Source organism: Thiobacillus sp., assembly GCA_024235835.1.
In the GTDB taxonomy this organism is placed as follows: Bacteria; Pseudomonadota; Gammaproteobacteria; order Burkholderiales; family Thiobacillaceae; genus PFJX01.
The window spans coordinates 1,146,583-1,170,055 of sequence record JACKLQ010000002.1 but is presented as its reverse complement, the minus strand read 5'-3'; the positions used below and the strand labels follow the sequence as shown (position 1 = coordinate 1,170,055).

The 23,473-nt window shown below is 66.8% G+C and carries 23 protein-coding genes and 3 pseudogenes; 17 read left to right on the top strand and 9 right to left on the bottom strand.

The window, feature by feature from the left end; all coding sequences use genetic code 11:
* Positions 1 to 18 precede the first annotated feature (18 nt).
* From H6935_13855 to H6935_13815, 9 genes and pseudogenes are all read left to right on the top strand, one after another.
* Entirely contained in the window at positions 19 to 609 is a 591-nt protein-coding gene (locus tag H6935_13855; GenBank protein MCP5279420.1) for a hypothetical protein, read from the top strand.
* 47 nt (positions 610 to 656) lie between these two features.
* Entirely contained in the window at positions 657 to 1,076 is a 420-nt protein-coding gene (locus tag H6935_13850) for a hypothetical protein (protein MCP5279419.1), read from the top strand.
* Positions 1,073 to 1,381, top strand: a pseudogene (locus H6935_13845) (hypothetical protein). The gene H6935_13850 and the pseudogene H6935_13845 overlap by 4 nt, the downstream one beginning before the upstream one ends.
* A gap of 497 nt (positions 1,382 to 1,878) precedes the next feature.
* Complete coding sequence (locus H6935_13840; GenBank protein ID MCP5279418.1) at positions 1,879 to 3,075, top strand: lipid A deacylase LpxR family protein; 1,197 nt, start codon at positions 1,879 to 1,881, stop codon at positions 3,073 to 3,075.
* A 168-nt stretch (positions 3,076 to 3,243) separates the two neighbouring features.
* Positions 3,244 to 3,597, top strand: a pseudogene (locus H6935_13835) (cytochrome c).
* Positions 3,584 to 5,074, top strand: a complete 1,491-nt coding sequence (locus H6935_13830) for an efflux transporter outer membrane subunit (protein MCP5279417.1) — start codon at positions 3,584 to 3,586, stop codon at positions 5,072 to 5,074. The pseudogene H6935_13835 and the gene H6935_13830 overlap by 14 nt, the downstream one beginning before the upstream one ends.
* 349 nt (positions 5,075 to 5,423) lie before the next feature.
* Positions 5,424 to 6,605: an SPASM domain-containing protein gene (locus H6935_13825; protein ID MCP5279416.1), complete on the top strand. Its 1,182-nt coding sequence runs from the start codon at positions 5,424 to 5,426 to the stop codon at positions 6,603 to 6,605.
* 44 nt (positions 6,606 to 6,649) lie between these two features.
* Positions 6,650 to 7,357 (top strand): glutamine amidotransferase, encoded by a 708-nt coding sequence (locus H6935_13820; protein MCP5279415.1) that lies wholly within the window; start codon positions 6,650 to 6,652, stop codon positions 7,355 to 7,357.
* A gap of 21 nt (positions 7,358 to 7,378) precedes the next feature.
* On the top strand, positions 7,379 to 7,828 hold the full coding sequence (locus H6935_13815) for a hypothetical protein (GenBank protein ID MCP5279414.1): 450 nt from the start codon (positions 7,379 to 7,381) through the stop codon (positions 7,826 to 7,828).
* Between the two features lie 6 nt (positions 7,829 to 7,834).
* On the opposite strand, the gene H6935_13810 is transcribed toward H6935_13815, so the two are convergent.
* Complete coding sequence (locus H6935_13810) at positions 7,835 to 9,199, bottom strand: sigma-54-dependent Fis family transcriptional regulator (GenBank protein MCP5279413.1); 1,365 nt, start codon at positions 9,197 to 9,199, stop codon at positions 7,835 to 7,837.
* Positions 9,200 to 9,370: 171 nt separating this feature from the next.
* On the opposite strand from H6935_13810, the gene H6935_13805 reads away from it, so the two are divergent.
* The 3 genes from H6935_13805 to H6935_13795 all read left to right on the top strand — a co-directional run bounded on the left by H6935_13805 (position 9,371) and on the right by H6935_13795 (position 13,072).
* The gene (locus H6935_13805; protein MCP5279412.1) at positions 9,371 to 9,631 is read left to right on the top strand and encodes a hypothetical protein; all 261 of its coding nucleotides are present in this window, start codon (positions 9,371 to 9,373) and stop codon (positions 9,629 to 9,631) included.
* A 155-nt stretch (positions 9,632 to 9,786) separates the two neighbouring features.
* The gene (locus tag H6935_13800) at positions 9,787 to 10,710 is read left to right on the top strand and encodes a TauD/TfdA family dioxygenase (GenBank protein MCP5279411.1); all 924 of its coding nucleotides are present in this window, start codon (positions 9,787 to 9,789) and stop codon (positions 10,708 to 10,710) included.
* Positions 10,622 to 13,072: a molybdopterin-dependent oxidoreductase gene (locus tag H6935_13795; protein MCP5279410.1), complete on the top strand. Its 2,451-nt coding sequence runs from the start codon at positions 10,622 to 10,624 to the stop codon at positions 13,070 to 13,072. The genes H6935_13800 and H6935_13795 overlap by 89 nt, the downstream gene beginning before the upstream one ends.
* Here H6935_13795 and H6935_13790 read toward each other — a convergent pair.
* Positions 13,036 to 13,430, bottom strand: a pseudogene (locus tag H6935_13790) (MarR family transcriptional regulator). The gene H6935_13795 and the pseudogene H6935_13790 sit on opposite strands and share 37 nt — an antisense overlap.
* Here H6935_13790 and H6935_13785 point away from each other — a divergent pair.
* Positions 13,414 to 13,557 (top strand): hypothetical protein, encoded by a 144-nt coding sequence (locus H6935_13785; GenBank protein ID MCP5279409.1) that lies wholly within the window; start codon positions 13,414 to 13,416, stop codon positions 13,555 to 13,557. The pseudogene H6935_13790 and the gene H6935_13785 sit on opposite strands and share 17 nt — an antisense overlap.
* On the opposite strand, the gene H6935_13780 is transcribed toward H6935_13785, so the two are convergent.
* Entirely contained in the window at positions 13,514 to 14,422 is a 909-nt protein-coding gene (locus tag H6935_13780) for a LysR family transcriptional regulator (GenBank protein MCP5279408.1), read from the bottom strand. The two genes, H6935_13785 and H6935_13780, sit on opposite strands and share 44 nt — an antisense overlap.
* A gap of 209 nt (positions 14,423 to 14,631) precedes the next feature.
* Between H6935_13780 and H6935_13775 the strand changes: the two genes are divergently transcribed.
* Positions 14,632 to 15,000 carry a TusE/DsrC/DsvC family sulfur relay protein gene (locus H6935_13775; GenBank protein MCP5279407.1) on the top strand — a complete coding sequence of 123 codons (369 nt, stop codon included), beginning with the start codon at positions 14,632 to 14,634 and terminating at the stop codon, positions 14,998 to 15,000.
* Positions 15,001 to 15,049: 49 nt separating this feature from the next.
* Positions 15,050 to 16,315, top strand: a complete 1,266-nt coding sequence (locus tag H6935_13770; GenBank protein ID MCP5279406.1) for an MFS transporter — start codon at positions 15,050 to 15,052, stop codon at positions 16,313 to 16,315.
* Between the two features lie 15 nt (positions 16,316 to 16,330).
* On the opposite strand, the gene H6935_13765 is transcribed toward H6935_13770, so the two are convergent.
* Positions 16,331 to 16,687, bottom strand: a complete 357-nt coding sequence (locus H6935_13765) for a DUF488 domain-containing protein (protein ID MCP5279405.1) — start codon at positions 16,685 to 16,687, stop codon at positions 16,331 to 16,333.
* A 24-nt stretch (positions 16,688 to 16,711) separates the two neighbouring features.
* The gene (locus H6935_13760) at positions 16,712 to 16,942 is read right to left on the bottom strand and encodes a hypothetical protein (protein ID MCP5279404.1); all 231 of its coding nucleotides are present in this window, start codon (positions 16,940 to 16,942) and stop codon (positions 16,712 to 16,714) included.
* 224 nt (positions 16,943 to 17,166) lie between these two features.
* Between H6935_13760 and H6935_13755 the strand changes: the two genes are divergently transcribed.
* Both H6935_13755 and H6935_13750 read left to right on the top strand, forming a co-directional pair.
* Positions 17,167 to 17,535: a hypothetical protein gene (locus tag H6935_13755; protein MCP5279403.1), complete on the top strand. Its 369-nt coding sequence runs from the start codon at positions 17,167 to 17,169 to the stop codon at positions 17,533 to 17,535.
* Positions 17,536 to 17,584: 49 nt separating this feature from the next.
* Positions 17,585 to 17,737: a hypothetical protein gene (locus H6935_13750; protein MCP5279402.1), complete on the top strand. Its 153-nt coding sequence runs from the start codon at positions 17,585 to 17,587 to the stop codon at positions 17,735 to 17,737.
* A gap of 86 nt (positions 17,738 to 17,823) precedes the next feature.
* Here H6935_13750 and H6935_13745 read toward each other — a convergent pair whose 3' ends face one another.
* The 4 genes from H6935_13745 to napA form a co-directional block, all read right to left on the bottom strand.
* Positions 17,824 to 18,156, bottom strand: a complete 333-nt coding sequence (locus H6935_13745; GenBank protein MCP5279401.1) for an STAS domain-containing protein — start codon at positions 18,154 to 18,156, stop codon at positions 17,824 to 17,826.
* Positions 18,153 to 20,138, bottom strand: coding sequence for a diguanylate cyclase (locus H6935_13740; GenBank protein ID MCP5279400.1), 1,986 nt, complete (start codon positions 20,136 to 20,138; stop codon positions 18,153 to 18,155). The genes H6935_13745 and H6935_13740 overlap by 4 nt, the downstream gene beginning before the upstream one ends.
* A gap of 101 nt (positions 20,139 to 20,239) precedes the next feature.
* Entirely contained in the window at positions 20,240 to 20,689 is a 450-nt protein-coding gene (locus tag H6935_13735; GenBank protein ID MCP5279399.1) for a nitrate reductase cytochrome c-type subunit, read from the bottom strand.
* Between the two features lie 17 nt (positions 20,690 to 20,706).
* Positions 20,707 to 23,466, bottom strand: a complete 2,760-nt coding sequence (gene napA / locus H6935_13730; protein ID MCP5279398.1) for a nitrate reductase catalytic subunit NapA — start codon at positions 23,464 to 23,466, stop codon at positions 20,707 to 20,709.
* Positions 23,467 to 23,473 lie beyond the last annotated feature (7 nt).

The window sequence follows — 23,473 nt, the reverse complement described above, 5'->3', positions numbered from 1 at the left end:
AGTAAAGGAGCGGTCACCATGACGAGCGACAGCATGAATCGGTTCGATCAGGAGCACCTCGAGCGATGGTGGGAAACCACGCGCTACTACCTGTTCGCGGACATGGAAAGCCTGCACGGGGCTGTCGCCGAGGCCAAGGATGGATGGTCGCCGCCGCAGACGGACAGCCACGGTGGCCGGAAAAGGTTCATTGCCAGGGTGAGAGGCCGGCTCTTGCGCTCAGTCAAGCGCGGGTGGAAGGATGATCCGCTGCGGGAACTGGAGAGCGTGTTCCAACGGCAGATCACGTTCATCGCCAGGCACCCCGACGTCCCCAGGCGCCTGCTGTCGTGGTTGGCTCACGACGACGATCCCGGCCTTCAGCGGCACGTGCGGATGCTCATCGCTTACTACGCCACCCGCCTGGCGCAAATCATCGCGCGCGCCAAACAGCAGGGCCTGGTCAGAGCTGACATCAAACCGGATGCCGCGGCAATTTCCCTTGTCGGCATCATCCAGAAACTGGTGCTCGAAACCCCTGCCGCCCCGAGGTGGGGGGAATCGTTCCTGCGGAAGGCTGCCGAGGCTTTCGCCCTGTACCGGGCCGCATTGGCTGTTCCTTCGAAATGAAGGCAGGCGGGAAATTTCCGGGGGATGGGAAAAACGTGAGGATATCCATGCAAAGAAACGGATTCCGTATCTGGGCAATGTCCCTGGTCGCTGTCGGCTTCGGCTTGCTGACGATCAAGGAAGGCGGCGCGATCCTGTTCGGTGGCGAAGCGGCTCAAGCCTCTGCCGGGAACTACGTGCCGTTTGTGCTCTGGTTCAACTTCCTGGCCGGCTTCGCCTACGTCATCGCTGGTGCTGGACTGTGGCTGCGGCATCGCTGGGCAGTGTGGCTGGCCGTCGTCATCGCCGCAGCGACTGCGTTTGCCTTTGCGGCATTTGGCGCGCACGTCCATGCCGGCGGGACCTATGAAATGCGCACGGTCATCGCGATGAGCTTCCGAACGCTGGTGTGGGGGGCGATCGCAGCCATTTCCTGGCGTGCTCTGCCGCGCGGAAAGCCCGCCATAACGGCGGGAGATATGAAATGAACCTGAAGAAGCATTTCGCCACCGTGCTGTGGCTCGGTTTGGCATTGGCGGCCGGCGCCACGGGGGCGGCACAGGGGGATGGGGACGCATCCGCGACTCAGGCGATCTGTGACGCGGAATCGCCAAGCGAGTCGGCTGGTGCGGCGCACTGGGCGCTGTATCAGTGTCTTGGAGATCGGCGTGCGCCTGCATCGCCGCCCAGGCCGGATTTCTCCGGCGACTGGGTCCTCAACGCCAAGGCCAGCGACGACCCGCGGGAAAAGGCCAAGGAGGCCATGCAGGCGTCGAGACAGGCCATGGGCGGCCCGGCCGGGAAGGGCCGGGGTGGCGGCATGGGGCGAGGCGGCGGCATGGGCGACGGCGGCCGGGGCCGCGGGGGCGGCATGGGTGGAAGCGGCGGCTTGTCCTCCGGAGAACTGTCCGCGCTGCTGGCTCCTGCGCAAGAACTCCACATCACCCATCAGGACCCCACGCTGCTGATCGCGGACGAAAACGATCAGCACCAGCGCCTCTTCACCGATTTTCGCGGTGCCAGCGTCTCCGCCAGCGGCGGGCTGCAGCAGCGCGTGTCCGTCGCGGGCTGGGAAGGCGAGGCGCTGGTGGTCGAGACGACGATGCTGGGGAAGAAAATGACCCAGAACTACCAGATCGATGGCGGGAATGGACAACTCGTCATCTCCTCCGTGGCGCAGATTTCGGAAGGGCCGCCGGTTTCCTATCGCCTCGTCTATGCCCGGCGCAAGCCCGAGGCAGAGAGAAACCCGGCACAGCAGAATGTCAGCACCGCACCAGAAGATGTGCGATGAAGGGCCATTATCTGCCGCACACGCCGTTCCCCTGCTTCTCCATCCTTTCGATGCTGGCGCTGGCGATGAGTGCTCTCCTTCCCTCGCCGGCCTTGGCGCAAGCCGTCAACGAAGGCGCGGTCGGCGCCGGGGATTGCGCCGTGGACGAAACACTCCGATTCCGCGGCGGCACGGCGAGGCTGGAAAACGACCTATTCACCGGCACCGACCAGAACTACACCAATGGCGTGGCGTTCACCCTGATTTCCCACGACATCCCGGGCAGGCCGAGGCCCGAGTGCTTCCCGGCGCCGATCCGGCTGCACGCGCAACTCATCCAGTTCATGAACCCCGGATTCTGGGCCGATGCGAAGGATGCCGCGGCCACGCAGAACGTGGTGGTCCGATTCGGCCAGTCCATGTACACCCCGGAGGATTACACCCGAACCGACCTGATCCCCGACGATCGGCCCTACGCGGGCCTGCTCTACATGGGATTGGCATGGAACCGGCGAAAACACAAACCCGCGTTGAATCAGGAAATGCTCGACACGCGCGAGGTCACGCTCGGCGTGATCGGCCCTTGGTCGCTCGCGGAGCAAACCCAGAACCTGGTGCACGATGCGCGGAACATCGACAGGTTCCTCGGCTGGGACCATCAGTTGGAAAACGAGCCTGCCTTTCAGGTAGCGATGGACCGCAAATTCAGGGCATTTCGTGGGGCCGGGGCAATCATTCCAGGCTTCTCCGCTGATTCGATACGTTCGGTGGGGCTCAGGCTCGGCAACATCGAGACCTCGGCCACGTTGGGCATCGAGGGTCGCCTCGGCTGGAATCTGCCGAATGATTTCGGAAGCTATCCCATCCGGCCGGGCGCCGAGAACCGCCCGCCATCGGCCGCCTCCATCCACGGCAAGCCCAGCGATTCCGTCCCGGCCGCCAGTCGGCCGCGCCCCGGCGTTCACCTCTTCGGGATCGTGGAAGCGAAGGCTGTCGCCTACGATTTTTCCCTCGACGGCAACCTCTTTCGGTCCAGCCACAGTGTCACGCGCCAGCCGTGGGTTGCCCAGGTGGCGGTGGGTGTCAGCGCTCAGGGCATTCTGGCAGGGCATGGCGTCAGGTTGGCCGTGATGCGCGTTTACCGCACGCGCGAGTTTGAGGAGCAAGGCACGAATCAGGCTTACGGCTCCGTCGCCCTGAGCGTCGAGTTCTAAGGGCAATGCCTGACCATGCGACAAGCCGTTTTACCGAAACAGGACCTGGAGGTTTTCATGCAACACAAACTCATACACGGGAATATCGTCGCTACCGCGATCTTTGGCGCGACCATGGCAACGATCGGCGCACAGGCCTGGGCTGACGGGAATACCACGGCTGAGCCGATGGAACTGCGCCGGATCATGCGGGAACTCGGGAAGAACATGCAGGTGGTAATCGATGCCATCTCCCGCGAGGATTAGGTGCGGGTTACCGATACCGCGCCGCACATCGCCGAGCATCCGCAACCGCCCTTGGGGGAGAAAATGCGCATTCTCGGCTTCGTCGGGAGCGACGCCGGCCGGTTCAAGCGATTCGACGAACAGACCCACCAAGCAGCAAGGGCCTTGGAACAGGCGGCCAAGCGCGGTGACGGTCAATCCGTCATTGCTTCCTTCGCGGCGCTACAGAACAGTTGCCTGGCCTGTCATCAAAACTTCCGCAAGCCGTTCATGGAGCACTTTTATGGCAAACCTTGAGACGAAACCCGGCCCGGGTGCCGATCCCATCGAAACCGGCCGGCCCCATCTCCGGACAGTCGCGACATGGGCCCTGATCTTGGGGCTCGCCGGCTGTGCCGCGGGACCGGACTTCAAGCGTCCGTCCGCGCCGGAGGTGGCGGGTTACACGGCGACGCCGGTCGCCGCCCAGACCGAATCCGCCGCTGTGCGGCTGGGCGAGGCCCAGCGCCTGGTCGATGGCATGGCGGCCGATGCCCAGTGGTGGCGAAACCTGAAATCCGCGGAGCTCGATGCGCTGATCGAATCGGCGCTCAATGCCAACCCCTCGCTTGCCGCCGCGCAGGCCGCCCTGCGCCAGGCGCGGGAGCTCCATGCCGCGCAGGCCGGATCGACGCAATATCCGCAGGTGGATGCGGGGCTCGGCGCCCAGCGCCAGCGCATGAGTCCGAGCGCCCAGGGCCTTGCGGGCGATGCGCGCGAATTCAGCCTCTTCAACGCCAGCGTCGGCGTGCATTACAACCTTGATCTCGCTGGCGGCAACCGCCGCGCCCTGGAGGCCCTGGCCGCCCGCTCCGACTTCCGCCGCTTTGAGTTGGAGTCTGCCCGCCTGACCCTGGCCGGCAACATCGCCACGGCCGCCATCACCCGGGCCAGGCTCGCCGACCAGATCGAGGCCACCGCCGCCATCCTGAAGGTCCAGGAGGAACAGGTGCATCTGGCCCGCGAGCGTGCGCGCCTCGGCCAGGCGACGCCGGACGAGGCGCTGGCGTTGCAGACCCAAGCAGAGCAGACGCGGGCGCAGTTGCCTGCATTGCGCAAACAGATGCAGCAGGCCGAGCATCTGCTCGCCGTACTCGCCGGCCGCGCGCCGGGCGCGGGCGGAATACCTGCATTCACCCTGGCGGACTTCTCCCTGCCGGTTGAACTGCCACTCGTCGTGCCTTCCGAGCTGGCGCGCCGACGCCCCGACATCCAGGCCGCCGAGGCCCTGCTGCACGCGGCCAACGCCGACTATGGCGTGGCCGTGGCCAGGCTTTATCCGCAGATCAACCTGAGCGCCAGCCTCGGCAGCCAGGCGCTCACCAGCGGCGCCCTGTTCGGCAGCGGGTCGGCGGTGTGGAGCCTGCTCGGGCAACTGACCCAGCCGTTATTCAATCCGGGGCTGCCCGCGGAAAAGCGCGCCGCGCTGGCCGCCTTCGACGCGGCCGCCGCCAACTACCAGGGCGTGGTGCTGGGGGCGCTACGCGATGTGGCCGATGCGCTGCGCGCCGTGGAAAACGACGCCCAGACGCTGGCCGCGCTAGCCGCCGCCGACGCCGCCGCGCGGGATTCCCTGCACTCGATGGAGCGGCAATACCAGTTCGGCGCGGCCAGCTACCTACAACTACTCGTCGCCCAGCAACAGGCCCAGCAGACCCGTATTGGCCTGGCCGCCGCTCAAGCCCAGCGTTTAGCCGATAGTGTGGCTTTGTATCAGGCTATAGGCACTACATGACCTGCCAGCAAGAACACGCTGGCCCAGATGGCAACAATGGCCGAGTGAGGTTTTTTGTACTGCCCCTCCACGCCCTTGTTTATTCCTTGCCTAAGCTCAAGCGGAGGGTGGCAGCTCGACCGGAAGGGCTATGTATGCCGTACCTACAAGGTGGTATCGGCCTGGCCGGGAGCAGCATGTAGATTCTCCGGCCATGTTTTCCCTTCCCGACCGCACTCCCGACCGCGCCATCTGCGACTGGCTGCGCAGCGGCATCACCGCCCAGCCCAAGACCGCCCCGCCTTCCCCGAGCAGTCCGACTCGCCGCCGCGGACCCCGCCGCGGCCCGTTCCTGTTTCCGGAGTAAGGCATGTCCACCCAAACCATCCATTTCGCGCCGTCCGTCCCCATTACCGCCCCCGTTTCCGACCCCGACCCCATCGTCGGCGACCGCGTTGAGCTGCAACTGCTCACCACTCTCAAGTGCAACCTCAAGTGCACCTACTGCTCGCTGGGGGTGGGCGAGGTGCTCGGCTCGCAGACCGAACTCGGCTACGACATCGACCAACTCGCCGCCTTCATCGACAGCCACCTGAAGGGCAAGGAGATCTACGTCACCTTCTACGGCGGCGAGCCGACCCTGAACCAGGACATGATGCGGGCGGTGATGGCCCGCTTCCCGGCATTCCGCTACCAGCTCCAGACCAACGGCACGCTGCTCGACGACCTGCCGGGCTGGGTTCTGGCGAAGCTCTCCAACATCCTGGTCTCCATCGACGGCGGCGAGGCCATCACCGACGGCTACCGGGGGCGCGGCATCTGGCGCCAGGTCATCCGCAACCTGAACCACGTCCACGAGCGCGTCGGCGGCACGATCACCGCGCGGGTCACCTGGGGCAACGCCGACACCACCTTCGAGGAGCTCGACGAACTGGCCAGCGCCATCGAGGCCATCGACTACGTCTACTGGCAGTTCGTCGCCGACGAGATGTACGGCGGCGATGCGGTGGAAAAGCGCAAGGCCGTGCTGGTCAAGCTGATCGACCGCTTCTTCGCGCGCGGCGACCGCCTCTACCCACTGGTGCCGATCATGGGCATCGTGCGCAACAAGGTGCTGCCCAACCGCGGCCGCGAGTTGTACGCCGGCCTCACCCAGTGCCGCGTCTCCACCCACCTGATCAACGTCATGCCCAACGGCCAGATCTACCCCTGCCCGGACATGATGTACGCCCACGCCATGCAGATGGGCGAGATCCAGGGCAACTGGCTGAAGCGGAGCCCCTTGCAGCCCACGCCGGAGATGCCCTGCGAAGGCTGCGAGGCCTTCTCCTGGTGCCGCCGCAACTGCATGAAGAACCTCTGGCTGGGCTACGTGAAGAACGACCTGCGCTACCGCGCCAACGTGGTGGAGCCGATCTGCGAGCTGATCCGCTTCATGGGGCGAGAGATTGACCGCCACGACCCCCACGCCTGGTTCGCGAACCTTTCCGTGCCGGCGCGCCAGCGGCTGCTGGGCGCGGAGGTCTATGAATATGTGGAAATCATGCCCTGAAGGACGCAGCAAAACGCCCGCAACACCCGAATAGGAGCGCACCCATGCAAGCCACCCCCCGCCGCGTCGAAATCATCCGCCACCTGGCCTTCGAGGACCTGGGCCTGTTCGCCGAGCCCCTGTCCGGACCGGACTGGACCCTCCGCTACCACGAGGCCGGCCTCGAGGATCTCGCTGCGCCCCTGCGCGACGCCGACCTGGCCGTGGTGCTGGGCGGCCCCATCGGCGTCTACGAGACCGACCGCTATCCCTTCCTGGAAACCGAGCTGGCCGCGCTGAAGGAACGCCTGGCCGCAGGCCGGCCCACCCTGGGCATCTGCCTGGGCGCCCAGCTCATGGCCGCCGCCCTGGGGGCGCGGGTCTACCCGGGCGGGCGCAAGGAGCTCGGCTGGGGCGGGGTGCGCCTGACCGAGGCCGGCCACGCCTCCTGTCTCGGACGCCTCGACGGCCTGCCGGTGCTGCACTGGCACGGCGACACCTTCGACCTGCCCGCGGGCGCCACCCTGCTTGCCAGCACCGATGTCTACGCAAACCAGGCCTTCGCCCTGGGGCGCAACGCCCTGGCCCTGCAATTCCACGCCGAGGCCGACAGCCGCCGCATCGAGCAATGGCTGATCGGCCACACTGGCGAGCTCTCCGCCGCCGGCATCGACATCCCCGCCCTGCGGGCGCGCAGCCAGGCGCTCGGGCCGGGCCTGCGTGCAGCCAGCGCGGGCCTTCTGGCCGACTGGCTGGAACAGCTGTCCTGGTAGGCGGGCGGAGAGGATCGCACCATGACGCCATTCAAACGTTCCCTGATTCTCGTGGCCGTGCTCGGCACAGTTCTGGCGGTCTACGCCGGGTGGCACCTGCATGGCGGGCCGGCCGGCCACGCGGACCACGCCGGGCACGCCGCCCTGAGCCTGGACGACGGCCGCAAATGGGCCACCGACGCCGAGCTGCGCCAAGGCATGACGCGCATCCAGGCCCTGGTGGCGGCACCCGGCGACCCCGGCCGGACCGCCGAGGCCATCCACGGGGAGGTGGCCGCCCTGGTGGCGAACTGCCGCCTGGAGCCCAGGGCGGATACCGTGCTCCATGCCCTGATCGGCGAGCTGCTGGCGGGCGCCGAGGCCATGGCCAGGCCCGAGACCGCAACCGCCGGTCTGGCCGGGGTTCGTGCGGCCCTGGCGCGATACCCTGTCTACTTCGACCATCCGGGCTGGCGGCCGGACACGCCCTGAACCTGTTCAACCCTCCAGGCCGTATTGCTTGAGCTTCTTCCACAGGGTGGTGCGCGACATGCCCAGTCGGCGGGCGGCGGCGGCGCGGTTGCCTGCGCTTTCCCGCAGGGCCGTGGCGAGCAGCGTCTTTTCGTCCTCCACCCTGTCGGCGGGAGGGCGGTAGTAGCGCTGGACCAGGCCGGGCACCGTCTCGGCGGTCGGCCGGGCGACGGCGGCCTGGCGCACCTCCGGCGGCAGATGGCGCGGCAGCAGGACGTCGCCCTCGGCATGCACCAGGGCGTACTCCAGGGCGTTGGACAGTTCCCGCACGTTGCCGGGCCAGGCATAGGCCTGCATGGTGTCCAGGGCTGCGGTGGAAACCTGGAGGTCGCGCCCGCGGTGGCGGTCGCGCAGGTGCGCCAGCAGGCTGTCCGCCAGCAGGGGGATGTCCTCGCGGCGCTCGCGCAGGGCCGGCAGATGCAGGGGCAGCACCCTCAGGCGGTAATACAGGTCGGCGCGGAATTCCCCATTGCGCACCAGGGCGGGCAGGTCGCGGTGGGTGGCGGCGAGGATGCGCACGTCCACCTTGCGCGGCCGGTTTTCACCCAGGCGCTCGATCTCCCGCTCCTGCAGCACGCGCAGAAGCTTCACCTGTACGCTCAGGGGCACCTCGCCGATCTCGTCGAGCAGCAGGGTGCCGCCGTGGGCCGCCTCGAAGCGGCCCTCGCGGGCCGACTCGGCGCCGGTGAAGGCGCCCCGGGCGTGGCCGAACAGCTCGTCCTCCAGCAGCTGTTCCGGGAAGGCGGCGCAATGCACCCGGATATAGGGTCCGTTGGCCCGGCTGGAGTTGTCGTGCAGGGCGCGCGCCACCAGCTCCTTGCCGGTGCCGCTCTCGCCGGTGATGAGGACGCTGGCCTCGCTGGCCGCCACCCGCAGGATCTGGCGGAACAGCTCGCGCATGGGCGCGGCCTGGCCCACCAGGCCGCCCAGCTGCAGGCGCTCGCTGGCCGCCTCCTCCAGGCGCACCTCGCGGCTGCGGTCGCGCAGCACCACCGCGTAGTAGGCCAGGCCCGCGTCGCGGGGCAGCTTCATGGCCCACATGCGCAAGGACACCAGGTCGCCACCGGGCTGCTGCACGGTCAGGTCCTGGGTCAGCCGTTCCCGGTCCGAGGCGGAGCGCAGGGCGCAGCCGCCGCCCTGCTGGCAGTGGCGCGCACAGGGCGTGCCTTGGAACAGGCTGGGACAGAACCGGTCCAGCACCTCCTCCTCGCCCCGCCCGAGCAGGCGCCGGGCGGCGGCGTTCGCCGCCACGACGTGGCGGCGGTGGTCGAGAAACAGGATGCCTTCCTCCAGGTTGTCGAGAAAGCCGGTCAGGCCGGTCAGGGTAATCATTCGGGGGTGTCAATGTGTTAAAGCGAACGCAATGTTAACGTTCAATGTGGACACCTTCAACCCGTTGGTTGGGGCCGCAAGCGGCTGAATCAGGGGGGATTCATGGATGGCACGGTACGTGCTTAGTCAGCCTTGCCTGTTCACCCATTGTTTTCTTACCGGAGACCCCGCATGAAACTCATCCTTGCCCTCACTGCCGCCCTTCTGCCCGCCCTGGCCACCGCCGCCGATAACCAGGATCCCCTGCAATTGAGCTTCGAACGAGACCTGGTGCGCGAACCCGCCGTTCAGGCGATCCGTCCGGCCCTGGCCGAGGAAGACGCCCTGGCCGATGCCATCCAGGCCGCCCTGTACGGCACGGGAAGCACGGACAGGCTGGCGAGCCTGACGCCACGCCCCGGCGCCGCCGCCCACGTGCGCCGGGTTGATTGATGTCAACCCGCGGCCGGCGCTCGCCGGTCACGGGCGGATGCACGCCCAAGGCGAGCGGCGGCGCTTGTCCTTGATCAATGAGCGCGCCAGGGCGAGCCCCTAGACTGCCGGGCTGGCAAACCGCCTCGCATCCATCCCTTCGCCGGAGTCCGCCCATGAACCAGCCGCTGCAGCAATCCAGAGCCATTCCCAGCCCCTTCGACCTCGACGACAACGCCCTCTATCAGCGCTGGCGCGACGCCAAGCTGAAGGACTACCCCGCCGACCTGGTGGTGGAGATCGACGACCCCCGCAAACTCAGCCAGCGCGAGCACGACGCCCTGCTGGCGCGCTGCCGCAAGGCCAACATGGCGCTCTACGCCGGCAAGACCGGCGCCGACCCGGACCCGGAGATCCCCCTCTCCCTCGGGCGCCGCTTCGGCTTGCAGGACATCAACAAGAACTGGCTGGCCGACGAAACCGGCCTCACCTCGCTGACGGTTCGGGACGAGGGCGTCCGCCAGCACTACATCCCCTACACCAACCGCGCCATCAACTGGCACACCGACGGCTACTACAACACCGCGGCCAAGCAGATCCACGCCCTCAACCTGCATGTGGTGCAGCAGGCCGCCAGCGGCGGCGAGAACGCCCTGATGGATCATGAGATCGCCTATATCCTCCTGCGCGAAAAGAACCCGGATTACATCCGCGCCCTCATGGCGCCCAAGGCCATGACCATCCCGGCGCGCATCGACGAGGGTGGCACGGTGGCCCGGCAAGAAGAAGCCGGCCCGGTGTTCGGCATCACCCCGGCCGGCAACCTGCACATGCGCTACACCATCCGCGTCAACAACGTCATCTGGGCCGACGACCCGCTCAGCCGGGAGGCCCTGGCCTGCCTGCAAGGGCTGTTCGACGGCGGCTCGCCCTACCTCTACCGCGGCCGCCTGGAATCCGGCATGGGCCTGGTGAGCAACAACGTGCTGCACGACCGCGCCGCCTTCACCGATGACGCCGGCCACAAGCGCCACTACTACCGCGCCCGCTATTTCGACCGCCTGGCGGGCACCGACGTGGCCGAGGTCTACGGCCTGTAACGCCACGATGTCCGGGGCGCCGGGCGTGAGCATCGAACTGCGCCGGGGCTACTGCGCCCTGTGCGTCTCCCGCTGCGGCTGCGTAGGCCGGGTGGAGGACGGCGTGCTGACCCGGATCGACCCCGACCCCGGCCACCCGACCGGCCAGGCCCTGTGCGTCAAGGCCCGGACCGCGCCGGAATCGGTCTACGCCCCGGAACGCATCCTGCGGCCCCTGGTCCGCACCCGGCCCAAGGGCGACCCCGATCCGGGCTGGCAGCCCCTCTCCTGGGACGCGGCCCTGGACCTGATGGCTGACAAGATGCGCGCCGCCATGGCGGACGGTCCCCAGGCCCTGGCCTTCGGCGTCGCCACTCCGAGCGGCACGGCGGTGGCGGACAGCTTCGCCTGGATCCACCGCCTCGCCCACGCCTGCGCCAGCCCCAACCTGGTGTTCGCCACCGAGAACTGCAACTGGCACAAGGACTTCGCCCCGGCCTACACCTGGGGTGGCGGCATCGGCATGCCGGACTACGAGAACACCGGATGCATCCTGCTTTGGGGTTTCAACCCGGCCACTTCCTGGTTGTCCCAGGCCACGGCGGTCAAGCGGGCGCGCCAGCGCGGCGCGAAGCTGATCGTGGTGGACCCGCGCCGGGCCGGCCTGGCGGCGGGCGCCGACCTCTGGCTGCGGCCAAAACCCGGCACCGACGCCGCCCTGGCCCTGGGCCTGGCCCATGTCCTCATCGACTCGGGCCGCTTCGACCGGGAATTCCTCGTCCGCTGGAGCGACGCCCCCTTCCTGGTGGCGGAGACGGATGGCCGCGTGCTGACCGAGGCCGACCTGCGGCCGGGCGGCGATGCCGGCCGTCCCCTGGCCTGGGACGTGGTGGCGGCCGCCCCGCTGGCCTGTCCGGCCCGGCCGCCCAATGCCGGCGTGGCCGGTCGGCTCGCCCTGACGGGGCGTTTCCGGATCGCCACGCCGGCCGGTCCGGTCGCCTGCCGGCCGGTGTTCGACCGCCTCGCCGAACGCTGCGCCGCCTGGCCGGCGGCGCGGGTCGAGGCGGTGACCGGCATCCCGGCCGACCAGGTGGCGAAGGCGGCGGACCTGATCGCTGGCAGCCTGCCCCTGTCCCTGTTCACCTGGACCGGTACCTGCCAACACGGCAACGCCACCCAGACCGGTCGTTCGATCGCCGCCCTCTACGGCCTCACCGGCTGCCTGGACGCGCCGGGCGGCAACGTCTGGTTCACCAGACCGCCGGTCGCCGACGTGGCCGGCTTCGACTGGGTGGACCCCGCCACCCGGCGCCTCACCCTGGGCCACGCCGAGCGGCCCCACGGACCGCCGCAGAAGGGCTGGATCACCACCCGGGACCTGTTCCGCGCCATCGTCGACGATCAGCCCTATCCGGTGCGCGCCTTCGTGTCCTTCGGCGGCAACTTCCTGCTCTCCAAGCCGAACACGCCGCTGTGCGACGAGGCCTTGCGCAAGCTGGACTTCTTCGCCCTCGCCGAATTGGTGGAGACCCCGACCGCCCGCCACGCCGACCTGCTGCTGCCGGTCTGTAGCGCCTGGGAAAGGGAAGGGCTCCAGGCCGGCTTCCAGGTCGGCGCGGCGGCCGAAGCGCACGTCCAGTTGCGCCCCGCCTTCGTGCCGCCCCGGGGCGAGAGCCGCCCGGACACCTGGATCGTGTTCGAGCTGGCCCGGCACCTGGGCCTGGCGGACCGCTTCTTCGGCGGCGATCCGGAAGCCGCCCTGGCGGCCACCCTGGCCCCCACCGGCCTGACGCCCGAGGCGCTGCGCGCTGCCCCCGGCGGTCTCGCCCTGCCGCTCAAGACACGCTATTGCAAGTACCGAGAGCACGGCTTCGCCACCCCCGGCGGCCGCTTCGAATTTCATAGCGCGCGCCTGGCAGAGGCTGGCCTGGACCCGCTGGCGGACGCCCTCCCCGCCGGCTTTCCGCCGGACCCGCGCTACCCGCTCATCCTGACCACCGCCAAGTGGCCCCAGTACTGCCACAGCCAGCAGCGCCACCTGCCTTCCCTGCGCCGGCGCATGCCGGAGCCGCTGGTGGAACTGCACCCGGGCACGGCGGCGGCCCGGGGCATTGCCGAAGGCGACTGGGTCCAGGTGGCGACCCGCCTGGGTGCCATGCGCGCCCGCGCCCGCCTGGACACCTACCTGGCCCCGGACGTGGTGTGCGCCCAATACGGCTGGTGGCAGTACCCGGATGGCGCTGGCGACGCCAACCGGCTCATGGACGGGGAGTGCTTCGACCCGGTGGCGGGATCGAACTGCCTGCGCCATTTCCCCTGCGAGGTCCGGCCGGCGTCGGGCGAGGCTCAGCCTTCCGCCACGGCGAATTCCCGCAGCAGCTGATACAGCTCGTCCTGGTGCAGCCGGGCGACGCGGTCCAGCCTCTCTTCGCCGGCCGGCAGCAGATGGATCTCCACCACCCGCCGGTCCAGGAGCCCGGGCCGGCGCTCCACCAGACCGAGCCTTTCACATCGGTCGATCAGGGTCACCACGCCATGGTGCTGGGCCTGGAGGCGCTCGGCCAGTTCGCCGATGCTGGCCCAGTCCCGCTCAGGGTTGCCGCGCACATGCAGCAGCAAATGGTATTGCGGGGGGTGAGGCCCTGGTCCTGGCAGATGCGCTCACTGACACGCAGGAACCGGCGCTGGCGATGGCGGAAGCGGGCCAGGCGAACGTAGTCGGCCTTGTCCAGCGGCATCATCTACCACGGCATAGAAGGCTTGTGCCACACCCGTGAAGACATGACCGCGGCGAGCATCGTGCGGACGGTGATCGGCGCCGGCCTCATCGCCTGGGCCCTGCTGCTGATGCTGGTGGTGTCGCTGTAGGCGCCGCATCGTCGCCGCGCGACCGCTCCTCGGCGCCCAGGTCACGCAACGCGTCCAGGGCCGCCGAGAGCGTGTCCTCGCTCCGCCCCATGGGAAACACCATGTAGGCCGGCAGCGTGAAAGCCGGCCGATCTTCCATCAGCCACAATTCCCCCGCCTCCACCAGTTCGCGGGTGATGCGCCAGGGGAAGTAGCCGCTGCCCCCGCAGTGCAGGATTTGCTGCATCACCAGCCAGCCGATGTTGGCGGTGATGGCCGGGGGGGCCAGATCGGGGAAGGCGGTGCCGAACTGGGCGTGGAATTCGACTCCCCAGTCCATGTGGATATAACCCGGGTCCGGCCAGGGTCGGGCCGGGTCTGTCGCCACCAACACCAGTTTTTCCTCGAACAGGCGTTCGATGCCCAGGCCCGGCCGGTTTTCCGGCGTGTACAGCACGCCCACATCCACCGTGCCCTGCACCAGGCCCCGCATGATGTCGTCCTCGAAGCCCACCTCCAGGTGCAGGGAGATGTCCGGATGGGTGGCCCGCATGCGCGCCACCCACTGGGGCAGGAAACCGTCCCACAGGGCTATGCGGCCACGCAGGGTGAGGCTGCCCCTGAAGCCCGCCGGCAAGCCCACCTCGTGGCGCGCCTGTTCCAGGGTGCGCACCAGGGTGTTGGCGTGACGCAGGAAGCGCCGTCCGGCGGGGGTGAGATGGGCGCCACCCCGTCCCCTCTCGAACAGCGAGGCGCCAAGCCGGCTCTCCAGGGCCTGGATACGCATGCTCACCGTGGACTGGGTGACATGGAGGCGCTGGGCCGCGCCGACGAAATTGCCGGCGGCGGCCACGGCGAGAAAGGTCCGGGCGAATTCGATATCCATGGGTGACAGGCCCTATACATCAAGAAAACGAATATTAGAGTTCAATTAATATCGTTTGCCAGATGGAAGGGGGTGGAAATAGCCTGACGTCATGAATTTGTCAGGTAATCCTTGACGCAACCAGGAGCGACGAAATGACCATGACGCAAAACCCCATTTCCAACAAAACCCCGTTGCAGACCCCCAAGGGCAACTACCTCGAGGAGGCCATGGACAGCACCAACCCCTACGCCATCTACACCAGGTCCGTAACGGTGGATGGCAAGGAAATCCTCACCGACCCGGAGGGTTACATCCTGAACATGGACGAATGGAGCCCGGGCTTCGCCCAGGCCCAGGCGGGAAGGGAAGGGCTGACGCTCACCCACGAACACTGGGAAGTCATCCGCTTCATCCGCGACTACTACGAGCGCCACGGCGTGCAGGCCCAGGTGCGCGACATGATCCGGTATTTCCGTGAAGTGTGGGGTCCGGAAAGGGGCAACAACCGCTACCTGCACGACATCTTCCCCATGGGCGGGCCGCAGAAGCAGGGCAACCGGGTCGCGGGCATCCGCAAGACTAAGGGCGAGCATTGATGGCGCCGGGCGGCCGCGACGAGAACGACCTACCGGAACAAGGACAACCATGACGGCTTTCGACAGCTCCCTCCACGCCCTACCCCAGCCCGCCGGCAATGCCCGCGTCCTGTGGATATCGTTCCTGGCGTTTTCACTCGGCTTCGCCATCTGGGGCATGTTTTCCGCCCTCGGCCCCTTTCTCATCAAGTGGTATGCCTTCAGCCCTACCCAGGCCCTCATCCTGGCGGCGATGCCGGCCTTCTTCGCCACCGTGGTCAGCATCCCGCTCGGCATCGTGACGGACAAGTTCGGCGGCCGGCTGGTGTTCACCCTCCTGCTGCTCAGCCTGACCATCCCGCTGTTCACCGGCCTGTTCGTCGACAGCTACCTGTCGTTCCTGTTGCTCGGCATGCTGCTCGGCCTGGGCGGCGCCAGTTTCGTGGTGGGCAACGCCCATGTCTCGTCCTGGTACCCGAAGTCGAAACAGGGCACGGCGCTGGGCCTTTTCGGCCTGGGCAACATCGGCATCAGCCTCGGCATGATCGCCGTCGCCTTCCTGATCACCCAGGTGCTGGGCGGGCCGGCCGGCTACGGCCCGTTGCCGGCCAAGTTCGCCCTCGGCCACTTTTCCGGCTGGCGCCTGGTGTTCCTGATCTTCGCCATCCCCACCCTGCTGATGGCGCTGGTCTACTGGTTCTTCACCTCCGATCCGCCGCATCGGCAGCACAAGGGCGTTTCCCTGCGCGAGGTTGCCGCCGTGTACCGCTCGGGCGCGCTGGTCTGGCTGGTGACTTATCTCTACTGGACGGCCTTCGGCACCCTGACCTTCTTCGCCGCCACCATGCCGACCTATCTGGTCGACCAGTGGCGCGTGGATACCACCCAGGCCTCCATGGTCTACACCGCGCTGCTGGTTGCTTGCGTCGCCGTCACCCGGCCGCTCGGCGGCTGGCTGGCCGACCGCTTCGACACCCTGAAAATCCTGGCCTGGATGTTCGGGCTGGCCAGCGTCCTGGCCCTGCTGCTGGTGTTGCAGATATCCCTGCGGGTCCAGCTGGGCGCCATCTATGCCCTGGCCCTGCTGTCCGGCGCCTCCGCGGCCGCGGTGATCAAGCTGATCCCGACCTACTTCAAGCATGTGGGCGCGGTCAGTGGGCTGGCCAAGGCCGCAGGCGCGGCCTGCGGCTTCACCATGACGGTCACCCTGGCAGCCAGCAAGCACATGCTGGGCGGCTATGCGTTGGGCTTCATCATCTGGGCGCTGATGAACGTGGCCGCCTTCTACGTCGTGTTTTCACGGGCCGGTTTCCGGCACGCCAAGCCCCTGAATTGAGGGCACCAGGCCGTATCACCCCTCTGCCAGGAGGAATTCCCGCAGCGCCCGCGCGTTGTTGTGGGCCTCGTCCTTCGCTGCGTAGAGCAGCGTCACCCGCCCTCGCGCGGCGAGGACGCGCAGGCGGGCCACCGCCACGGACGCCGGCTGGGCCCCCAGCTCGGCCACATAGCGGCGCCGGAATTCGGCCCAGCGCGCCGGATCGTGGCCGAACCACTGCCGCAGTGGGGCCGACGGCGCCGCCTCGCGCAGCCATTCGTCCACCCCGGCGCGTGCCTTGCTCAGGCCGCGCGGCCACAGCCGATCGACCAGCACACGCAGGCCGTCGTCCGGCCCCGCGGGGTCATAGACGCGGCGCAGGGCCAAGTCCATTTCGTGCCCCGTTGCCGGGGGGCATCAGGTGGCGCCGCCACACTCAAAGACCCCCGCCTGGGCGCGCTCCAGTTCCTGCGCGAAGCTGAAATGCCGCGTCGAGGCCTCGACCTCGATGGCCGCCGGGCTGGCATGCCCGTCCTGGAGCAGCAGGGACTTGATGACCGCGTTCGCATCGCTGAGTGGGGGGGCCATGAGCAATTGCAGACGCTGGTAAACGTCGCGGTCAATGGTGATCTGGACGGAGTCGTTCATGATGGCCTCCTGAAAGCGGGAGAGTAGATTCAACCCGGAAACCGCGGCTGGGGATGAACCACGCATCCAAAACCACTTCCAAGCGCGGCTTCCTGAATTCAATGTAGGCGGTATGCCCGACCATTCAAGTCGGGTATGGCGCCTGCTTGCCCGGAGCGCGAGCCCGGCTACGGCGTGGGGACCGGTTGCCGGGACCGGGGTGCAAGCCCAAGACAGCCAGGAGGATGGTTACCCGCCAGATGCGTTCGGCCTCGGCGGCGGAAAAGTCGCGTCGTTCCAGCCTCTTCACCCCGAGGCTGGCCGATGTGCTGGGCGCCTGGATGCTCTCCATCCTCTCGGACTACAAGCGCTACGCCCATGTGGCCGCCATGCGCTGCGATGGCGTCAATTCCTGCCTCCTGGGATGCAAGGCCATATCCGAAGACGTCCTGCGGCGGGCGCTGCCCCGTATTCCCGAGACGGAAGGCGTCGCCTGGCTGGACGGCAACCTGGGCCAAAGTGCCACGTATCTTCTGGACGCCCCCTGGATTCTCGATATCGACACCACCATCAAGCCGCTCCGCGGCCGGCAGGAAGGAGCCGTCGTATCCTAATAACCCACACAAACCGGGTCGTCCCTCGCACAGCTACCACACCTACCTCATGGCCAGCCTGCGTCTGGCGCCGGAGATCGTGGCGGCGATCCTGGACGAGACGTTGCCGGAGGAGGTGACGCTGGGGGCTTTGAGTGTGAATCCGGCTGTGGGATGGGAGGAGCAGCGGCGGGAGATGGCAATGGAAATCCCAGATCCGTAAAACAACTCCCTCTCTGGATGACCGCTTCACCTGACAGGACATCAGGGGCAGCCCACTGAGTTCCAGTGAGACAGATATGCATAGAGTCAGCGCGTCATATCGAATAACTTGTGGAAGTTGGCCACCTCCAGCACCTGGAGTGCCAGGCCTCGCGCCCCAAGGATTCGAACTGCCTTGCCCTGTGCCTGTCCGCGCTCTCTCAACAGGAGCAGCATACCCAGGGCAGAACTATCCAGATACTCCAGCTTGCCCATGTCCAGCTGGATGCAAAGCGTCTCGCTCCGCGCCAGGGCCTGCTCGTAGACTTGCCGGAAATCCCGGTGGTCGTGGAACACGAAACGCCCATCAAGATGGATGACGGAAATATCCCCCTGATGCCGAATCCTGCAGTTCAGCCGGGTTTGATCAGACGGTGTCATGGATGTCCACAGTGGAACTTGCCATCGCCAGCCAGGCAGGTACGGCCCCGACCAGCCTGTTTGGCGGCATAAAGTGCCTGGTCGGCTGCGTTGACCAGCGAGCATGCGTCGCTCACCCCGGTTCCTTTGCAGGCCACGCCTACGCTGAGGGTGACACGCAACATTTCCACGCCTGCCTCGACGCGCAGCAAATCGATGCCTTGGCGCAGGCGCTCCGCGAACTGGTGGGCGGTCTTGAGATCGGCATTGGGACAGATCACCAGGAATTCCTCGCCCCCCACACGGCAGACATCATCTTCCCTGCGAACGGCGGCGCGCAGCGCATGCGCCACCTGCCGTAGCACGGCATCGCCGGCCGCATGGCCATGCTCATCGTTGATGCGCTTGAAATGGTCGATGTCCGCCATCATGACGGCCAGCGGCGTGCCCGAACGGCTGGAGGAACTCCAGGCCTGATCCAGAAACATCATGGCCGCCCGCCGGTTGGGCAGGTCCGTGAGCGCGTCGGTCAGGGCAGCGTGCTCCAGTTTCCTGTTCGAGATGGCCAATTCGGCGGCGAACCGCTTGCGTTGCATGCGGTCCCTGGACCACTCCTCTTGCAGCTTCACCTGTCGCCTCGCGGCCCTCAGGCGCAGATGCAGGTCGCGGCTGATCACCGGCTTGAGGAGATAATCGTCCACGCCGGCATCGAAGGCTTTGTTCAATTGGCTGACGGTCACCACATCGGTCAGGATCAGCACATAAGGGGTTTGCCCCCATTCCGTGCCTCGCAGTGTCCGACAGAACTCCAGGCCATCCATGCCCGGCATGAGCCAGTCCGTGATGACCACTTGGGGCATGACCTCCAGGGCAAGGGCAAGGGCCTCCCTGCCGTTGGCGGCCGTATACACCTTGTGCCCACATTCCTCGCCCAGCCTTTTTTCCAGCGGAAAGCGGGAGGAGTCCTTGCCGTCCACCAACAGGATGCACAGGGGCGCCTCGCCGGTGTTCTCCCTCTGGCTGCAAGCGGGGCAGTCTTCTTTGGCGGCGAGCGAGGGTGGTTGGAATTCCTCTCCCGCGGCAGGACGGGTTTGGGTTTGCTTAGGGGGGCGGGTCTCTTCCTCTCCCCCATTTCCTCCCACGCCTGCGTAGGAAGGGCGTTTTATCAGTTCGCCCCATGAATTCCACTGGTGGATTGCACTCTCGGCCAGCGCGTTGAATTCGTCCGCATCCAAGCCGAGAGCACTCCCCGAGTGCAGGAGTTCCGCATCCAGCTCCTCGCGATCGGATTTGATCGTGTGCCCCCAATCGGCCAGATGTCCAGCCAGGTTGAGGAGCTTGGTCAACAGGTCGGGCCGTGATCCGGGCGTAAAGCCGGATGCCTCTGGCGACTCGTGATGAAAAACCGCCTCCACCAGTCCATGGGGAATTCCCCAGTCGAGCAATAGGGCGGCGGTCAGCTCATTGTGGTCGGTGCCCAGGCCCTGGCGCTCCTGGCCCGTGGGGCTAATCGATGCGGTGGCGGTTTCCAGCAGGGTGTCGTACTCATCCGGATAAGCCGTGGCAAGACCAAGGCAGCCGATCCTGGCCAGGAGCCCGCAGGCGAAGAGATCATCCGGCGCGCCAACCCGGATACGCGCGCCCAATTCCTGCATGACCACAGCCATGAGAAGGGAGTGGGACCAAAAGCGTGCATAACCGAATCGCTTGCAGGCGCCATCGGCATAGTTGTCCAGCAACGAAAATCCCAAGGCCAGCTGGCGTACCGTGCCCAGGCCGATATGCTGGATCGCCTCGGGCACGGAAGCCACCGGCCTCCCCACACGAGCCGCGCTGTTCGCCTGTCTGATCAGGCGCCCGGAGAGGGCCGGATCAGTCTGCACCACGCGGGCCACTTCGGCCAGGCTGGCATCCTCCCGGCGGCAGATTTCCAGAATGGCCAGTGCTATGCCCTTGGGGCTGGGCAGCTCGCCCTGGATATTGAGTTGCTGGAGGGTTCTGATTGTTGCCATGCGGGGTCGATTGGTGTGATCGATCATGGCTGCGGCTTGGCATGGGGGCTGCGGGATCAGCCCCCATGCCAATATCCGCTCGCCCCACCTGCCTACTTGCCCGCGCCGAAGGTGTTATCCACCAACACACCGACCCCCGCCTGGGGAACGTGGCACAGTGTGCAGAAGTGCCGGCGGCCCGACATGGCCATGTCCTTGCCATCCTTGACGTAGTGTGACTCGGGCATGGGCGTGGGTTCGCCCTTCACCTTGTCGCCGATGTCGTCGGGCTCGTCGTGGCATTCCAGACACTTGTTGAGCTTGGCGGTGATGGGAATGAGCTTGTCCACCTTGTGCGGAATCTGCGGCGGGGCGTCTTCCCAGAAGCGCGGCAGTACGCCGGATTTCTTGGGTGGAAGATCGGAGTAGGCGAACTCCGGCGGGGTCGGGTCTTCAAACACACTGGTTTTCGATAAGCCCAGGCTTTCGTCCGGCAGGCTGTCGGCCTGAAGCCAGCCAGCCGCCAGTGTCAGCGCGGCAATGAATGCGATTTTGAATTTCATGGCGTCTCCTTGTCGCTTCAGGCCCGATAGACCTTGACCGCGCATTTCTTGAAGTCGTTTTCACGCGAGATGGGGCAATTGGCATCCAGCGTGACCCGGTTGATGAGCACGCCTTCGTCGAAGAAGGGCACGAACGCATAGCCTTTGGGCATGCGGTTGCGTCCCCCCGTCTCCACCCGGACCCGCACCTTGCCGCGCCGCGATTCCACCCACACCACGTCGTTGCGCTTGAGGTCGCGTTTTTGCGCGTCATCCGGGTGCAGCCACAACACCGCGGCCGGCACGGCGCGGTGCAGTTCGGGCACGCGCCGGGTCATGGTGCCGGTGTGCCAATGCTCGATGACCCGGCCGGTGCATAGCCACAGGTCGTACTGGCTATCGGGCCGTTCCACCGGGGCAGCGTAGGGGCGGAAGAAGATCTTGGCCTTGCCGGGCAGCGGGGTGGGGTTCGGGTCGGTGACGCCGTCCAGGTTGCCCGTTGGGATGGCCTTGGCGAAGTCGCCGTAGAAGTCGAAGCCGCTGCCCTTCTTGGCGTAGGGGTCGTACTGCTCGTTGAAGCGCCACAGGGTTTCCACCCACTTGCCGTCCTTCTCCACTACCGGCCAGCGCAGGCCTCGCACGTCGTCGTGGTGATAGACGTCGAACGGCGCCAGGTCGTGGCCATGGCCCGCGCCGAAGGTGCGGTATTCCTCGAAGATGGCTTTCTCGGGGAACCAGCCGTCGCCCAGCAGATCGGCCACGTGGTTGCCATGGCCCTTGGCCACGGGGTCGGGCCAGGCATGCTTGCGGTTGGCGGGGGTGACGAAGAGGGCTTCATACAACGTGGTGTCGGGGCTGAGGTGATGTTTGGCGGCTTCGTCCAGCACGCTGGGCAGCTTGCCTTCGGGGAAGCCTTCCACCTTCAGGCCGGGCAGGCGCTGCTCGCCCCACACGTCCTTGAGCTTGAAGCGTTTGGCGAAGGCCATCATCTGCCAGATGTCGGCGCGGGCCTGGCCGGGGGGCTGCACCTGCTGGCGCCAGTGCTGGGTGCGGCGTTCGGCGTTACCGTAGGCGCCCCATTTCTCGAAGATCATGGCGGCGGGCAGGATCAGGTCGGCCACCTTGGCCGAGACGCTGGGATAGGCGTCGGAGACGACGATGAAGTTGTCGCCCTTGCGCGCCGCGTTGATGGCGTGGTTGATGTTGGGATGATGCTGGAACGGGTTGTTGACCAGGATCCAGCACCACTTGATGGCCCCGTCTTCCAGGCCGCGCATGATGTCGGTGATGTGGGCGCCCGGCTTGGGGTTCAGGGTTTTCGCGGGCACGTGCCAGAGATGCTCGGTATGCTCGCGGTGCTTGGGATTACCCACCACCATGTCGGCGGGCAGGCGGTGGGAGAATACGCCCACCTCCCGCGCGGTGCCGCAGGCGGAAGGCTGGCCGGTGAGGGAGAAGGCGCCATTGCCGGGCTGGGCGTGCTTGCCCAGGAGCAGGTGGTTCATGTAGCACTGTTCGTTGACCCAGGTGCCGCGCTGGTGCTGGTTGAAGCCCATGGTCCAGAACGATATGGTCTTGCGCGCGGGGTCGATGAACAGGTCGGCCAGTTTGACCAGCTTGGCCTTGAAGGCGTCGAGGCTTTCCTCGGCATCGCCCTTGGCCACCTCGGCCACGAAGTCCAGGGTGTAGGGCTCCAGCGCGGCCTTGAAGTCTTCAAAGCTGATCTTCCAGTGCTGGGCGGCGGCGGCGGCATGCTTCTGTTCCACCGCTTCGCCTGCCTTGCGCCGCTGGGCGACGGCCTCCTGCGCGTCCAGGACATGGCGTTTCTGGTTGCCGACCACGTCCTGTTCGGCGGCATAGGCGTACTTCTCCGCGTTGGCGGTGCGGAAGCCGTAGCCGATGTCATTGTGGCCGGTGCTGAAGATGCAGTGCTTGTTGACGAAGTCCCAGTTCACCACGTTGCGGACGATGATCTCCCGTGCCAGCCAGTTCTGGATGGCCAGGTCGCCGTTGGGCGACATGATGATCTCCAGGTCGGCCAGGTCGGACGAGGCGTTGTGGTAAGTGGTCAGGTTGACCACACGGCAGGCCTTGTGGGTCAGCCGCCGGTCGGTGATGCGCGACCACATGATGGGGTGGCATTCGGCCATGTTGGCGCCCCACAGCACCATGGTGTCGGTGTGCTCGACGTCATCGTAGTTGCCCGCCGGCTCGTCGATGCCGAAGGTCTGCATGAAGGCGGCTACGGCCGAGGCCATGCAGTTGCGGGCGTTGTTGTCCAGGTTGTTGGAGCGGAACCCGGCCTTCATCAGCTTGCTGGAGACGTAGCCTTCCATCACCGTCTGCTGGCCGGAGCCGATCATGGAAACCCCGGCCGGGCCGAGTTCCGCGTAGGTTTTGCGGAACTGCCGTTCCATCACGTCAAGGGCCTGCTCCCACGACACGGGCGCGAACTTTCCGGCCTTGTCGTATTTGCCGTCGGTCATGCGCAGCAGGGGTTGGATCAGCCGGTCCTGGCCGTACATGATCTTGCCGTTGAAGTAGCCCTTGACGCAGTTGAGACCGCGGTTGACCGGGGCCTTGGGGTCGCCCTTGGTGGCCACCACGCGGCCGTCCTTGGTGGCGATCATGATGCCGCAGCCCACGCCACAGAAGCGGCATACTCCCTTGTCCCACTGCCAGTCCTTTTCACCTTCTCTGATCGCAGCCTGGGCCTGTTCCGAAACGGACATGCCCACCGTCGCCGCCGTGCTGGCGGCGATGCTGGATTTCAGGAAATCACGTCGATTGATACCCATGGATGAC

Excerpts from the sequence above, each read along its gene's own strand:
- H6935_13780 (MCP5279408.1), bottom strand. The coding sequence starts at position 14,422 with ATGGATATCGAATTCGCCCGGACCTTTCTCGCCGTGGCCGCCGCCGGC.
- H6935_13810 (MCP5279413.1), bottom strand. The coding sequence starts at position 9,199 with ATGATTACCCTGACCGGCCTGACCGGCTTTCTCGACAACCTGGAGGAA.
- H6935_13850 (MCP5279419.1), top strand. The coding sequence starts at position 657 with ATGCAAAGAAACGGATTCCGTATCTGGGCAATGTCCCTGGTCGCTGTC.
- H6935_13775 (MCP5279407.1), top strand. The coding sequence starts at position 14,632 with ATGGACAGCACCAACCCCTACGCCATCTACACCAGGTCCGTAACGGTG.
- H6935_13855 (MCP5279420.1), top strand. The coding sequence starts at position 19 with ATGACGAGCGACAGCATGAATCGGTTCGATCAGGAGCACCTCGAGCGA.
- H6935_13760 (MCP5279404.1), bottom strand. The coding sequence starts at position 16,942 with ATGAACGACTCCGTCCAGATCACCATTGACCGCGACGTTTACCAGCGT.
- H6935_13750 (MCP5279402.1), top strand. The coding sequence starts at position 17,585 with ATGGCCAGCCTGCGTCTGGCGCCGGAGATCGTGGCGGCGATCCTGGAC.
- H6935_13825 (MCP5279416.1), top strand. The coding sequence starts at position 5,424 with ATGTCCACCCAAACCATCCATTTCGCGCCGTCCGTCCCCATTACCGCC.
- H6935_13805 (MCP5279412.1), top strand. The coding sequence starts at position 9,371 with ATGAAACTCATCCTTGCCCTCACTGCCGCCCTTCTGCCCGCCCTGGCC.
- H6935_13840 (MCP5279418.1), top strand. The coding sequence starts at position 1,879 with ATGAAGGGCCATTATCTGCCGCACACGCCGTTCCCCTGCTTCTCCATC.
- H6935_13800 (MCP5279411.1), top strand. The coding sequence starts at position 9,787 with ATGAACCAGCCGCTGCAGCAATCCAGAGCCATTCCCAGCCCCTTCGAC.
- H6935_13815 (MCP5279414.1), top strand. The coding sequence starts at position 7,379 with ATGACGCCATTCAAACGTTCCCTGATTCTCGTGGCCGTGCTCGGCACA.
- H6935_13770 (MCP5279406.1), top strand. The coding sequence starts at position 15,050 with ATGACGGCTTTCGACAGCTCCCTCCACGCCCTACCCCAGCCCGCCGGC.
- H6935_13765 (MCP5279405.1), bottom strand. The coding sequence starts at position 16,687 with ATGGACTTGGCCCTGCGCCGCGTCTATGACCCCGCGGGGCCGGACGAC.
- H6935_13745 (MCP5279401.1), bottom strand. The coding sequence starts at position 18,156 with ATGACACCGTCTGATCAAACCCGGCTGAACTGCAGGATTCGGCATCAG.
- H6935_13735 (MCP5279399.1), bottom strand. The coding sequence starts at position 20,689 with ATGAAATTCAAAATCGCATTCATTGCCGCGCTGACACTGGCGGCTGGC.
- H6935_13755 (MCP5279403.1), top strand. The coding sequence starts at position 17,167 with ATGGTTACCCGCCAGATGCGTTCGGCCTCGGCGGCGGAAAAGTCGCGT.
- H6935_13820 (MCP5279415.1), top strand. The coding sequence starts at position 6,650 with ATGCAAGCCACCCCCCGCCGCGTCGAAATCATCCGCCACCTGGCCTTC.
- H6935_13795 (MCP5279410.1), top strand. The coding sequence starts at position 10,622 with ATGACGCCGGCCACAAGCGCCACTACTACCGCGCCCGCTATTTCGACC.
- napA (MCP5279398.1), bottom strand. The coding sequence starts at position 23,466 with ATGGGTATCAATCGACGTGATTTCCTGAAATCCAGCATCGCCGCCAGC.
- H6935_13830 (MCP5279417.1), top strand. The coding sequence starts at position 3,584 with ATGGCAAACCTTGAGACGAAACCCGGCCCGGGTGCCGATCCCATCGAA.